The 14,306-nt window shown below is 42.2% G+C and carries 9 protein-coding genes; 4 read left to right on the top strand and 5 right to left on the bottom strand.

Annotation, left to right across the window (positions count from 1 at the left end; translation table 11 throughout):
* Positions 1-69: 69 nt before the first annotated feature.
* Entirely contained in the window at positions 70-1,125 is a 1,056-nt protein-coding gene (locus tag EGS47_RS05285) for an MBL fold metallo-hydrolase (RefSeq protein ID WP_004991466.1), read from the top strand.
* Between the two features lie 116 nt (positions 1,126-1,241).
* Positions 1,242-3,593: a membrane-bound PQQ-dependent dehydrogenase, glucose/quinate/shikimate family gene (locus EGS47_RS05280; RefSeq protein WP_125269266.1), complete on the top strand. Its 2,352-nt coding sequence runs from the start codon at positions 1,242-1,244 to the stop codon at positions 3,591-3,593.
* Positions 3,594-3,698: 105 nt separating this feature from the next.
* On the opposite strand, the gene EGS47_RS05275 is transcribed toward EGS47_RS05280, so the two are convergent.
* A complete protein-coding gene (locus EGS47_RS05275) occupies positions 3,699-5,219 on the bottom strand; it encodes a catalase (protein ID WP_004991461.1) in 1,521 nt (506 codons plus the stop codon).
* 304 nt (positions 5,220-5,523) lie between these two features.
* On the bottom strand, positions 5,524-6,078 hold the full coding sequence (locus tag EGS47_RS05270; protein WP_005001311.1) for a TetR/AcrR family transcriptional regulator: 555 nt from the start codon (positions 6,076-6,078) through the stop codon (positions 5,524-5,526).
* Positions 6,079-6,218: 140 nt separating this feature from the next.
* Here EGS47_RS05270 and EGS47_RS05265 point away from each other — a divergent pair, with 140 nt between their 5' ends.
* Positions 6,219-7,883 (top strand): acyl-CoA dehydrogenase family protein, encoded by a 1,665-nt coding sequence (locus tag EGS47_RS05265; RefSeq protein WP_125269265.1) that lies wholly within the window; start codon positions 6,219-6,221, stop codon positions 7,881-7,883.
* A gap of 75 nt (positions 7,884-7,958) precedes the next feature.
* On the opposite strand, the gene ptsP is transcribed toward EGS47_RS05265, so the two are convergent.
* Positions 7,959-10,250, bottom strand: coding sequence for a phosphoenolpyruvate--protein phosphotransferase (gene ptsP / locus EGS47_RS05260; protein ID WP_004991456.1), 2,292 nt, complete (start codon positions 10,248-10,250; stop codon positions 7,959-7,961).
* Positions 10,251-10,319: 69 nt separating this feature from the next.
* Positions 10,320-10,820 carry an RNA pyrophosphohydrolase gene (locus tag EGS47_RS05255; RefSeq protein WP_004991453.1) on the bottom strand — a complete coding sequence of 167 codons (501 nt, stop codon included), beginning with the start codon at positions 10,818-10,820 and terminating at the stop codon, positions 10,320-10,322.
* A gap of 183 nt (positions 10,821-11,003) precedes the next feature.
* On the opposite strand from EGS47_RS05255, the gene EGS47_RS05250 reads away from it, so the two are divergent.
* Positions 11,004-11,654: an HAD family hydrolase gene (locus EGS47_RS05250; RefSeq protein WP_005001316.1), complete on the top strand. Its 651-nt coding sequence runs from the start codon at positions 11,004-11,006 to the stop codon at positions 11,652-11,654.
* A 230-nt stretch (positions 11,655-11,884) separates the two neighbouring features.
* Here EGS47_RS05250 and ovoA read toward each other — a convergent pair whose 3' ends face one another.
* On the bottom strand, positions 11,885-14,107 hold the full coding sequence (gene ovoA, locus EGS47_RS05245) for a 5-histidylcysteine sulfoxide synthase (protein WP_125269264.1): 2,223 nt from the start codon (positions 14,105-14,107) through the stop codon (positions 11,885-11,887).
* Positions 14,108-14,306: the final 199 nt, after the last annotated feature.

The following is a 14,306-nucleotide window of genomic DNA, read 5'->3' as shown; positions in this document are numbered from 1 at the left end:
AATTTGATTTAATCGTTAAGATGAATAAACACCCGACCCTAAACTATTGCTGTATAACCGAATTACCCTATGAAAGAGAAGCCGACATTAACGTATCAATTGCCGACTCAATCCTGCTGGACACATACATGGAGTAAACCACCATTTCGGTATGCAGATTCAGAACATGCGAGCAGCAATCACTTTCACAATCAGATTAAACGCTCTGGTGCAAAAGGATCAAAAGAATTATTACGTTGGCTTGCCACGCGTGAATCATTTACATGGCAGGTCGATATTCAGCAGGAATATGAGTCTAGAATCAATACACCAATTGGATTACCTAAGAATCGTCCTAATGCAGATATGGATGATTGGCAAGTCTGGTTTGTAGGACATGCCACTGTTTTGATTCAAATAGGACCCTTTAATTTTTTGACGGATCCAGTCTGGTGTGAATATGCCAGTCCGTTGCAGGGGCGTGGTCCTCGTCGGGTTTGTCCAGCAGGCATTGCACTGGAGCAATTGCCTACCATTCATGGTGTGTTGCTCAGTCATAATCATTATGACCACATGGATCTGGCAACGTTACACTGGTTACACCAGAAATTTGCCATGCCGATTTATACGGGGTTGGGCAATCGTTATTATCTTTCTAAAGATTTTCATGTGATCGAAATGGATTGGTGGCAAATGATTCCGTTTCATGATGAAGTCACCATTGCCTACACCCCTGCACAACATGGTTCGGGGCGCGGCTTGCGAGATCAAAATAAGGCATTGTGGGGCGGATTTTCACTGATTACTCAAAAGGGACACTGTTTCTTTGCAGGAGATACCGCTTATTCTCCACATTTTAAGGAAATCCATGAACGCTTTGGAGATGCACGGATTGCTTTGTTACCGATCGGAGCTTATGAACCGCGTCAATTGATGCATTATGTGCATATGAATCCGCAGGATGCTTTGCATGCACATTTGGACTTACAAGCACATCGCTCTATGGCAATTCATTATCGAACCTTTCAGCTGACGGATGAAAGCCGTGATGAGCCTGAGCAGGAGTTGAGTCATCTACTAAAAACTTCATCGAAATTTGTTAATCCATTTTATTGTATTAGAGAAGGACATAAGTTAACGGTTTAATTCATTTTTTCTTATTTTATGTGAAAAGTAAAATAAATTTTCACGAAGTGACAAGCATATTATGTTAAACGTATGCTATAAAAAATAAAAAGATCAAAAAAAGAGGTCACTTCAGTATGAAAATAATGAGGATTTTAATCATTCTCATCACGCTATTTACCAGCTTATTTCTCATCATTGGAGGAATAAGCTTAATTAGTGCAGGTGGATCGTTTTATTACCTTTTACTGGGTTTAATTTATCTAGCAAGTAGCTTTTTATTATATAAAAATAAAGCACTTGGTTTTTATTTAACGATTATTGCGCTGGTTTTGACTGGTCTTTGGGCAATTTACGAACGGGGTTTTGCGTTTTGGCCGATGCTCGCAAGGATCATGGTTCCGTTGGGCTTGGCTTTCGTTGCGTTATATGCGTTACGAAAAGAGCATTACAATGCCAAAACGCTAGGTTTTAGTCTAGGTTCACTGGTGATTTTCATTGGTATGGCGATTGCCGCTTTCTTTCCGCATGATGCCCAATATGCAAATGGCAAGTCTTACCAAGCGCATACGCCTTTTGGAATGCCTGAAAACTGGACAGCCTATGGCCGTACCAATGAAGGAACCCGATTTTCACCGTTTACCTTGATTAACCGTGATAATGTCAAAAATCTGCAAGTTGTTTGGACCTATCAAACTGGCGATAAAGGTCCTGGGGTCGATCAAAACACGCCACTACAAATCGACAACTTGCTCTATAGCTGTTCACGTAACGGCATTATTGCTGCTTTAGATGTCGATACAGGAAAATCAGTCTGGAAGTTTGATGCCAATGGTCGATCACCTATGTGGCAACGCTGTCGAGGACTGGGATATTTTGATGCACGTGTGGCAACACCTCAACGTTCAATTGGGCAAGTCGCATTAACCCGTGAAAATCATCGGGCACAATGTCAGCAGCGGATTGTACAAACCACCAATGATGCACGTTTATTAGAGCTTGATGCTAAAACAGGTCAACCTTGTCAGGAGTTTGGTCGGCAAGGCTATGTTGATTTGAAGACAGGCATGGGAGATGTGAAACCTGGTTTCTATTTTCAAACGTCAGCACCACTGGTTGCAAACGATACTATCGTGATTGGTGGATGGGTGGTCGATAATCAGGAAGTTGCTGAACCTTCGGGAGTGATTCGTGGTTTTGATGCCAAAACAGGCGAACTGAAATGGGCATGGGATTTGGGTAATCCTGCGATTGATAAATTACCGCCTGAGGGGCAAACCTATACACGAGGTACGCCAAATTCATGGACGACTTTAAGTTATGATGACAAACTCGGATTAGTTTATATTCCATTGGGTAATAACACGCCTGATTACTATGGCAAAGAACGCCCTGAATTTTCGAATCAATATAATTCATCTTTGGTGGCATTGGATGTGCGTACTGGTAAAGAAAAATGGCATTTCCAAACCACACACTATGATCTTTGGGACTATGATTTGCCATCGCAGCCTGCATTGATGGATGTTCCAGATCAAAATGGTCAGATCGTTCCAGCAGTAATGCAAACCACGAAACGTGGACAAATCTTTCTGCTAAATCGTGAAACAGGTCAGCCAATTGCTGATGTGGTTGAAAAACCAGTACCTTCAAAAAGCCCGATTCCAGATGAAAAACCACTTTCTCCAACTCAGCCATATTCAGTGGGTATGCCAACCATTGGTGCTGATCATTTAAATGAGAAGAAAATTTGGGGTGTTACCTTATTTGATCAACTGGTATGTCGGATTCAGTTTAAAAAAATGAGCTATGAAGGCGACTTTACGCCAGTCGGGTTCAATAAAACATTGGAGCAGCCCGGAAATTTAGGTGGAATGAACTGGGGAAGTGTGGCCTATGATGCTAAAAATCAGATTGCCTATATGAACGATATCCGTATTCCATCTGTATTCTGGTTGGTAAAACGCGATGAGTTTGCACAGGTTAATAAAAAATATCCATCCGATGGTACAGGACATGGACCTTCACCACAGACGGGTACGCCGTATGGGATGGTCACCATGATGTGGACATCTGCCATGGAAACTCCATGTACTGAGCCACCATTTGGTACGATTAGTGCGATTGATATGAAAAGTAAACAAGTGCTGTGGCAAGTTCCAGTAGGAACCACAAAAGACTTAGGGCCTTGGGGCATCAAGTCTCATATTCCTTTAGCGATGGGAATGCCAACCTATGCAGGTACATCGGTAACTGCTGGCGGGGTGCTATTCTTTGCGGGGAGTCAGGATTATTACCTACGTGCTTATGATGCTGCAACGGGTCAAGAAATATGGAAGTACCCTTTGCCAGTGGGTTCTAGTGCCACTCCAATGACTTATGTGTCACCTAAAACAGGGAAGCAATATATTGTGGTTTCTGTCGGTGGTGCAGCACATTCTAGCGAAGTGGGGGATTATGTGATGGCTTTTGCCTTAAATCAGTCATGATCAATTAATAGATTAAAATGTAAAACAGCCAGTCATTTTACTGGCTGTTTTATTTTAGATAAAAGATCACTCGAATAAGTTAATCTTCATCTCTAGCAATGAAACTTACAATAAACCAGGATTACCTTGAGCTGGATCAGTGGCACGAGCTGCTTGTGCATCTGCAACAGTTTTACCCAATGCTTTTGCGACACCTTCGCCATAAGCTGGATCGCAGGCGTAGCAGTTACGAATATGACGATATTGGATAAAGTCTAATGCGCCACCTACGTTTCGTGCAGTATTGTCAAATAAAGCCTGTTTTTGTTCAGCATTCATCAAATTGAACAAAGCGCGTGGTTGGCTGAAATAGTCGCTATCGTCTTTACGATAATCCCAAAAATCTGCATCCCCATTAATTTTTAATGGCGGTTCGCGGTATTGAGGCTGTTCTTGCCACTGATGGAAACTATTTGGTTCATAGTGTGGAAGCCCACCATAGTTACCATCCATACGGCCTTGCCCATCACGGCGGTTACTGTGAACAGGACAACGAGGGGCATTGACTGGAACCTGAATATGATTGACACCTACGCGGTAACGATGTGCATCAGCATAGTTCACCAAACGTGCCTGTAACATACGGTCTGGAGAGTAGCTGATGCCAGGAACTAGATTACTTGGGGCAAAAGTCGCTTGTTCAACATCTTGAAAATAGTTTTCAGGGTTGCGATTCAGTTCAAATTCACCGACTTCAATCAGTGGATAATCACCATGTGGCCAAACTTTGGTTAAATCAAATGGATGGTATGGGACTTTTTCCGCATCAGTTTCGGGCATAATTTGAACACATAATTTCCATTTTGGAAAATCACCACGTTCAATGGCATTAAACAAATCAGATTGACTACTTTCGCGGTCTTTACCAATGAGAGCTTCGGCTTCAGCATCGGTTAGGTTCTTAATCCCTTGTTGAGTGCGGAAGTGAAATTTAACCCAGAAGCGTTCGTTATTGGCATTGATAAAGCTATAAGTATGGCTGCCAAAACCATGCATATGACGATAACCATCTGGAATACCACGGTCAGACATTACGATGGTAACTTGGTGAAATGCTTCAGGTAAAAGTGTCCAAAAATCCCAGTTGTAAGTGGGATTACGTAAGTTGGTTTTAGGATCACGTTTAACTGCTTTGTTGAGATCAGGAAACTGGCGAGGATCACGGAAAAAGAACACCGGCGTATTATTTCCCACCATGTCCCAGTTACCTTCTTCGGTATAAAACTTTAAGGCAAATCCACGAATATCACGCTCTGCATCGGCTGCACCACGTTCACCTGCCACGGTAGAAAAACGGGCAAACATTTCAGTTTTTTTACCAATTTCACTGAAAATTTTAGCGCGGGTATATTGAGTGATGTCATGGGTTACAGTAAATGTTCCAAATGCACCTGAACCTTTGGCATGCATACGGCGTTCTGGAATGACTTCACGGGCAAAATTGGCTAACTTTTCATTGAGCCAGAGATCTTGAGTAAGAAGAGGGCCACGTGCACCTGCCGTCATACTATTCTGATTGTCTACAACAGGCGCACCTGCATCAGTAGTAAGGTGGGTGACTGGACACTTTAGTTTATCGTCACTCATTTTAATTCTCCATAAAACAGGGTCTTGTGATTAAAATTCTAATAATGTCATGGGTATAGCAATACTATATAACTAACATTCCCAACCTTAAATGACATTGGATATTTTGTAAAAAATAATCGAATCTGTGATGCCTGAGGTCAATATCTTATGCAACATAAAAGCGCTGTATTGCAATATGATGAATAGACTTAAAGAGGGCAATCTGTTCCGTGTAAATGATTCATACATTTAACATACGCTGTATTTTGTACAATGTAAAAACGATTAAATTTATTTTTATAAGAGATAAAATCGATTATTATCAAGATGTTTGGATAAATCCAAAAATGGCCATTTGAATATCCTGTTCAAGGCGTTCCCAGTCAGTTGTTTGATCGTGTTGCGAAACCATCAGCGTTTGGGAAATAAAACCATAACTAATACGATGAATATTGAGTGCAAGCCATTCAACATCCATCAGCACATGTTCGGGATGTTGCTTTAGCACAAAACACCACGCCTCTACGTGTTGTAAATAATGCTTCTGATAAATCTCGGTATTTGAAATTTGTCGTTCCAGAAGAAATAATTTCTTCCAGAGAGGGCCGTGTTCAGCAATGCGTTCAAGCTGTAAGTAGATCAATGCCTGAATATAGGTATTCAAATCGGGACTTGGTTTGAGAGCTTTTTCAGACGCTTGCTGTAGGGACAGTGCATTACGCTGCACATAATGATGAATGGTCAGCGCGAGTAAATCTTCTTTTTGGCTGAAATATTCATAAAAAGTGCCTAGACCAACACCTGCCAGATCGGTAATTTCCCGAATCGTGATTGCATTCGCTTCTTTTTCAAGTAAAAGCTGAACAAAGCTATCCATCAGTGCATCCTGAGTAAATCTGGCTCTTGACTGCTTGGGCTTTCTACGTACTTTGATACTGGTGATTTTCATAAATTAAATCCGAACACTTCAGGTCTGATTTGTTCCTATACTGTTATAAAAATAATCAAGGATAAGCAATGAATACAAGGATGATCCATCAGATCGAAAATCAGTTTGATGAGCTACAGAACTATAACTTATATCGAACCGATCCTGTTTTACAAGAAATCCTGATGCGTTATGGCAGTCAGGATCAAGCGTTGCTTACAGAATTGGGTGGGAAAGTTGGTACTACTCAGGCCTATCTATGGGCTGATCAAGCCAATCGACATACGCCTGAATTATACACCTTTGATGCGCGCGGTCGTCGTATCGATAATCTGGAATTTCATCCCGCATGGCATGCATGGATGAAGTTAAATCGTCAATATGGTGTACATGCGCATCCATTTATTGCCGCGCAGTCTAAGACAAACTGGGTCGACTGGGCTGCGCGGTTTTATCTCAGTGGACAAGTGGAATGTGGAAATTTATGTCCAAATGCCATGACTTTAGGCAGTATTCCATTATTACAACGTGAGCCGAAGTTGTGGCAACAGTTAGGCGAAAAACTGTTATCGACAAATTATGATGAGCGTGATGTGCCTATTTCAGAAAAATCATCGATCTGGATTGGCATGGGCATGACTGAGAAACAAGGTGGCTCAGATGTTCGTGCCAATCAAACTTTGGCAAAACCGATTGCAAGGTCTGGTCGGGGGCAGGAATACTTACTCACAGGGCACAAATGGTTTTTTTCAGCCCCGATGTCCGATGCACATTTAGTGATCGCGCAAACCCCTGAAAATGGATTGGCTTGTTTCTATGTTCCGCGCTGGTTAGACGATGGCACAAAAAACAGCGTACATATTCAGCGATTAAAAGATAAAGTTGGCAATCGTAGTAATTCAAGCAGTGAGGTTGAGTTTCATGATGCATGGGGCATGATGATTGGAGAGGAAGGGCGAGGTATTCCGACCATCATAGAAATGGCAGCATATACTCGGTTGACCTGTGTCGTGGGAAGTTCTGCCATTTTGCGTCAGGCTTTGGTGCAATGTCTGGCTTATACGCGTCAGCGTAAGGCATTTGGCAAAGTCCTCGCTGATCAGCCTTTAATGCAGGCTGTTTTGACAGATTTGGCCTTAGAAAGTGAAGCAGCAGTCCAACTCAGCATGCATTTAGCTGCGAGTTATCAAGATCAGGATGAACTGTCACAGGCATGGGCAAGTATCATGACTCCTGCTGCAAAGTTCTGGATTTGTAAGCGCGCCGTTGAACTGACAGGTGAGGCGATGGAAGTGTTTGGTGGTAATGGTTATGTCGAAACTGGAATTATGGCACGACTATTTAAAGAAGCACCTGTCAATTCAATTTGGGAAGGTTCGGGTAATGTCATGTGTCTGGATGTATTACGCGCGATTCAGCGTCATCCAGCATCGCTTCAGACTTTATTTGAATCTTTTTATGACGTGACCTCACAGGTACCACAACTGCACAATGAAGTTAATGAACTGTTGGATGTTTTAAAACAATCGCCTGAACAACTGCAATTTATGGCAAGAAGTTTTGTGAGTCGTTTAGTAATACTTGCTCAAGCCGTATTATTAAAACGTTATGCACCTGATGAAGTTGCAAATACTTTTATCCAGTCGCGTTATAGTATGTTTCATGGTCGTGTGACAGGATTAATTTTAATGCCAGAAACAGATCCAGACGCAAGAGTAGTACAACAGATATTGGAGCGTAGCTTACCAATCTAAAAAACGCTCAATTGAAGTAAAAAATAAGGGCACAATCGATGTGCCCTTATTTATGAGTATCTTCGTTGGGTCAATTTAAACGGATAAACGATTGGATTTGACCATATCGCCCAAGCCATGCTTTTTAAAATAATATTCCATCCAGCTTTTAACCATCAATGGATTATTCATTTTAACGACTTCGCTCAGTAACTTTTCTGCATCACTCATGGGGACATGGCAAATTGCCTTGCGGACACGTAAAATATTACTCGAACTCATGGAGAGTGTATTGAAACCCATTGCCATCAATAGAATTGCCGAAAAAGGATCCCCTGCCATTTCGCCACAAATACTCACAGGCTTTTCATATTTATGGCATTCTTTCACCAGACGTTGCAAAGCACGTAATACCGATGGATGAAAGTGTGAATAAACGCTAGAAACGCGAGGGTTATTACGGTCAACCGCCAGTAGATATTGAATCAGGTCATTTGATCCTACAGAGAAAAAGTCGACCAATTCTGAAAACTCATCGATCTGCAACAGTACGCTTGGAACTTCGACCATAATCCCAATTTTGGGTTTGGTAATTTTAACCTGTTCTTCTTCTTGTACGGCAATCCAGTCGCGTTCCAATAAATACAAGACTTCTTCGACTTCGCTGACGCTCGTCACCATAGGCAATAAAATATGCAGATTATTTAAGCCAATGCTCGCTTTGAGCATGGCGCGAACCTGCGTCGAGAAAATCTCTGGATGATCAAGGGTAAAGCGTAAACCACGCCAGCCCAGTGCCGAGTTTTCTTCTTCAATACTAAAATAAGGTAGGTCTTTATCTGCACCAATGTCCAGTGTGCGCATGGTCACAGGTTTGTTAGCAAAGTGACTGAGTTGTTGACGATACATGGCGCGTTGTTCTTCTTCGCCTGGAAAGCGATCACGCAACATAAATGGAATTTCACTGCGGTACAAACCCACGCCTTTGGCGCCACGCTGAACGCCGCGAACCACATCAATCATTAAGCCTGTATTGACATATAAACGGACTGCAACGCCATCAGGCGTAATGGCATCGCGGGTTTCGTACTGTTTTAAATCTTTGGCGATTTGTTCTTCTTCTTTTTGAATCTCTTTATAACGTTGGCGCATACGTCGTGGGGGATTGATAAAAACACGTCCCTGATAGGCATCGACAATCATCTCTGCATCATCAAGCGTGTTAATTGGCAGCTCGGTGACACCAACCACCGTTGGAATGCCTAAGGCACGTGCCACAATCACCATATGTGAATTGGCTGCGCCTTCTGTGGTGACAATGGCAGCAATATTATCGACAGGCAGTTCTACCAGTGCGGCTGTGCTGATTTCTTCACCAATAATAATACTGTCTGGGCTAATTTCACGATGACTAGAATCGGCTTCCTGTAATGAGGCCAAAATCCGTCGCCCAAGATCTTTTAAATCTGAAACGCGTTCACGCAGATAATCATCTTCCATTTGCGCAAACAGACTGATGTGCTTATCAATGACACGGCGTACCGCACCTTGTGCCCAGTTGCCTGCCCGAATCAATTCTTTAATCTCGGCAGGCAGCGCATTTTCATCCAGCATGCGTAAAAATACGCTAAAGAGTGCGCGTTCTTCTGACATCAGTGAGTCTTGCATCTTTTCATCAAGCGATTGAATTTCAGTGCGTACTGAAAGAATAGCTTGATCTAGAAGTTGTAATTCATCACTGATATCTTCGGCTTCACGATCAGGAACGGCTGCCAAGTCCGCAGGGGGATAAAGCACAATCGCCCGACCTAAGGCAATACCTCCCGCGCCAGAAACACCTTGAAAGGTTTTATAGGCAGCGCCAGAAGTTGGTTTACGAAAGACATCGATATTACCCACCGCATGGGCATGTGCAATCACCCCTGAAAGTTGAGCGCATAACGTCACGAGGAATGACTCAGCGGCTTCGCTAAAATCCTGAGGTTCTTTATTTTGAACCACCAATACACCCATCACCTTACGGCGATACATGACGGGTACGCCAAGAAAGGAGTGATAAATTTCTTCGCCTGTTTCAGGTAAATAGGCAAAGCGTTCGTGTTTGGAGGCATTTTCCAGATTGACAATTTCTTCGCGCTGTCCGACCAAGCCGACCAAACCTTCACCGACATGCAATGAGACATTGCCGACAGAATCTGGATTGAGACCTTTGGAAGCCATGAGTAAATAACGCTGATTGCGTTCATCCAGTAAATAGATAGAACAGACATCAACTTTCATGGCTTCGGCGACTTGATTCACCATAATGTCCAGAGATTCATGCAAACTCACCGACGCATTGATCTCCTGAACAATCCGTCTTAAGGTGTCGAGTTGCATGTTTGACATGAATATATGCTCCAAAAAATGAATCGCGCTTAGTGATGTTATAACAGCACTCAGTCAAAAAATCACTTGCTAAAGAAGTGATTTTTCAGCCGATTGTTGTTGCGGCAATAACATACATAATTCCATCATGGCTCTGCGGTAAACATCACGTTTGAAGTTCACTACTTGACCCAGTGGATACCAATAGCTGACCCATTGCCATTCATCAAATTCGGCAGGGTCAGAGAGGTTTAACTGAATATTGCCCGCAGGAGCGGTGAGTTTCAGTAAAAACCATTTTTGTTTTTGTCCGATACAGACAGGATCTGAGTCCGGTCGAATATATCGGTGTGGCAAACGATAACGCAGCCAACCTTTGGTTTGCGCAATAATCTGGACATGTTCAGGCAAGAGGCCGACTTCTTCTCTCAGCTCACGGTAAAGTGCCTGTTCAGGGGTTTCTCCAAACTGGATTCCTCCTTGTGGAAATTGCCAAGCATTGTGACCAATGCGTTTTGCCCATAAAACCTGTCCGTTATCATTTGCCAAAATGATCCCGACGTTGGGTCGGAAACCTTCAGAGTCGATCATTTGGCTACCTAAATTTTATCAATATCGTTGACTTTGAAATCGGGGGCGGTCACTCTTGAAGCCCAGCTCGAAAAGATCAAAGTAAAATGCATTAAAATTGCTATGATCTTAACGAATTTCTATCGACTAGCGGAGATAGATTTACATTTTTTTTCTTAAATTTCAGTTTTAACGAGTATTTTCATGAAATTGGCTTTGTTTGATCTCGATCACACCTTACTTAATACAGATTCTGACCATTCTTGGGGAGAGTTTTTGGTCAATGAAGGTTTGGTCGATCCCGTACATCATCGTCAGATGAATGATCAATTTTATGAAGACTATAAAGCAGGGCAACTTGACCCGATTGCTTATAATGAGTTTGTTTTTCAGTTTTTGACGCGGCATGACAATGCCTATTTAACCGAATTGCATCAGTTATTTATGCAAAAGGTGATTCGCCCACAAATGCGTCCACAAGGTTTTGCGGCGATTGAACATCATAAAGCCTTGGGGCATGAGATTGTCGGAATTACCGCGACCAGTGATTTTATCACTGCGCCTATTTTTCGTGAGTTTGGGATTACAAACATTATTGCCACCAATGCCGAAGTGGTCGAAGGTGCTTATACAGGCAAGGTCGCAGGATTGCCGTGTTATCAACAAGGTAAATTGCTTCGTCTGGATCAATGGTTAGATGGGCGTCAAGTAAATGAATCTTGGGCGTATTCTGATTCGATTAATGATCGGTTCTTATTGGAATATGCAACCCACGCCATTGCGGTAAATCCAGACGATCGTTTAGAGAAATTGTCGCAAGAGAAAGGTTGGGAAGTTCAGGATTGGTCGATTTAAGTTTTCAATCTAGATATAGCTTTAGTTTATATTTTGATCAGATAAAGAGTTTCTAGATTTTTGAGATTTGGGTCGAGGTTGTCTATTTTTATGTATATCTTACTTTTCAAAGATGAAAAGTAACAAAAATCTTTTGCTGGATTGACGGTGCATCCCTGCAACCGCAATCCAGCGTGGCGACATCCATGTCGCCTGTCACGATGACCCTTATGGGGTGAGCATTTTATTTCCTATTCCTTGATACGTTCCCAAAATGTCACGTCCGATAAAGTGTGTTGGAACTTATGTGCAGTTTCTCGAATCACAAAGGGAACTTTTTGCGATGGTGCAATCAAACGGAAATGTTGATCTAATAGCGCATGTAAGCCGTCCAGTGTGGTGAAATTTTCGCCGTTTTTTTTAAACCCGCCAATCCATTCTTCGCGTGGGGTATGCTCTTCTAGCCATGTGTAAGGTGAGGCAAGCATCAGCACACCGCCAATGTTTAAACGTTCATGAATTTGCTTTAAAAATTTACTTGGACTATATAAACGATCTATGAGGTTGGACGCAAAGATAAAGTCATAAGCGGTAAAATGAGGTTTGAGATTACAGGCATCTCCTTGATAAAACTCAACCCGATCTTGAATAGATTCAAGACCTAAATCACGTAAGGCACAGGACTTATAGTCGACTAATTCACCTTCAGTGGTCAGGGTGTAACGCAAAGTTTCTCCTTTGGCAAGTTGTACACCATGTTGGATAAAACGGGCTGAAAAATCGATGCCCGTTACATATTCAAAATGTTGAGCTAATTCAAAACTCGCGCGACCGAGCGCACAGCCGATATCGAGTGCTTGTATTTTGGGCCGATCTCCCAAAGTTTGAATGGCTAAATCAACCAGTGCTTTGGAAAAGTTTTTGACCCCAAAATATTCGTCGCCATAATGAAATTCGGCATATTGCGAAAGCAATTGATCAGTTTCATAGTGAGAGTCTGGATGTATGGCATTTTGTTCGGAAACCACGTAACGAAATCCTGCATGTTGGAAAAAATGACGGCGAAATGCGTATCGGGAAGAAGACAAACTTTCATTCCCACAAGAAATCCACGAACCGCCTTTAATTAAGTTGTGCCGCCCATCGAAAGTGGGCGTAGTAAAATCGTCATAAATCGGATGAACATCAAAACCTTCAAATGGATAAATCGGGGTTTCTGTCCATTGCCAGACATTACCTCGCACATCAAAAAAATCGCCATGTTGAAATTTATTAACTGGACAGGAGGAGGCAGCATAGTCCAGATGTAAATTGGAGTCGGCAGGATGGTCATTGAGTTCGTTTAAACCTGCAATATCATACAAACGATACCATTCATCCTCTGTCGGTAAACGAACATTTAAGCTACTCGTTGTTTTTTTCCAGAGACAAAATGCTTTAGCTTCATGGTAGTTGACTTCGACAGGCCAATCCCAGCGCATGGGCACCTCTTCGGTCATCAGACGCAGAAACCAACCCTGTTTTTTCTTGATCCAAAAAGTAGGATGACTCGCTTGGCTAAACTCCAGCCAAGATCGACCTTCTTCAAGCCAGTATTCTGGGGTTTGATAGCCATGTGCTTCAACAAAAATTAAATATTCCTGATTACTGACCAGATATTTTGAGGCTTCAAATTCCTCAATCTCTGCTTCATGCAGCCCGTATTCATTGTCCCAACCATAGTACGTATCTTCTTTTTCTTTATTGAGTAAGACTTTTCCCGCAGACACTTTAAGCAGCATATTTTCGGGTGGATGACGACTTTGTGTATTGGCTTGCCAGTTTGGATGCGACTTTACAAAACTTAGATCATGTTGGCGAATTAAAACCGAAGAGGTTTCCAGGTGAATCCGTTCATGTTCAATCCCCATGATGATCGCCCACCACGGATGATTCCAGTTTATAGGCATGGTCAGTGGTGCATGTTCAATTAAATCTAATATGAGGTGACGGACTTTATCGCGATAGGCTTTGACTTGTTGCGGTGTTGGCCATTCATAATGGGTATCGTCCAGATCATCCCAACTCATTTCATCGACGCCGACCGCAAACATCGATTCCATTTTCTGATCAACACGCTGTTCAATCATGCGGGTCAATAACAGTTTATTCACAAAAAAAGTCGCAGTATGCCCGTAATAAAAAATTAGGGGATGGCGTAAAGAAATTGGTTTTTTATAAAATGCCCCATCACTCGCCAGACATTCAAATAGGCATTCATAACTATCAAAAGTATTTAAGAAATAATCTCGTAAAATCACGCGCATGCTGGCACTGTCATGATCACGTAAATTGGGTGTCCGTAGCAATTTCGGATGACTACTGTTTGCAGACGTATTTTGACTTAAAACTTTAGATGTTTTGATTGCACAAGTAGATGGGGTTGGATCATCAGTAGTTTGTTCGCTGGCTAATTTTGAAGTTTCGGTCAACATGCTGAGGCTCCATCTTGGCAGGCTATCATTCGATTTTTATTTAGCTTCACCATGCTTTGATATTTCAGTACTTCGATATTTCAATCATATTGATTTGTTATTCTTGAATAGGAATAAGGCATGGCTTAAGCATAAACTTACTCCTATTTGTCTTTAAGTTTTTTATAGTTCAGTAAACAGCGGTAAATCTGGGTTACAT

The sequence above is a fragment of the Acinetobacter sp. FDAARGOS_515 genome, assembly GCF_003938865.1.
GTDB classification, from domain to species: domain Bacteria; phylum Pseudomonadota; class Gammaproteobacteria; order Pseudomonadales; family Moraxellaceae; genus Acinetobacter; species Acinetobacter ursingii.
This window is presented reverse-complemented; position numbering and strand designations above follow the sequence as displayed.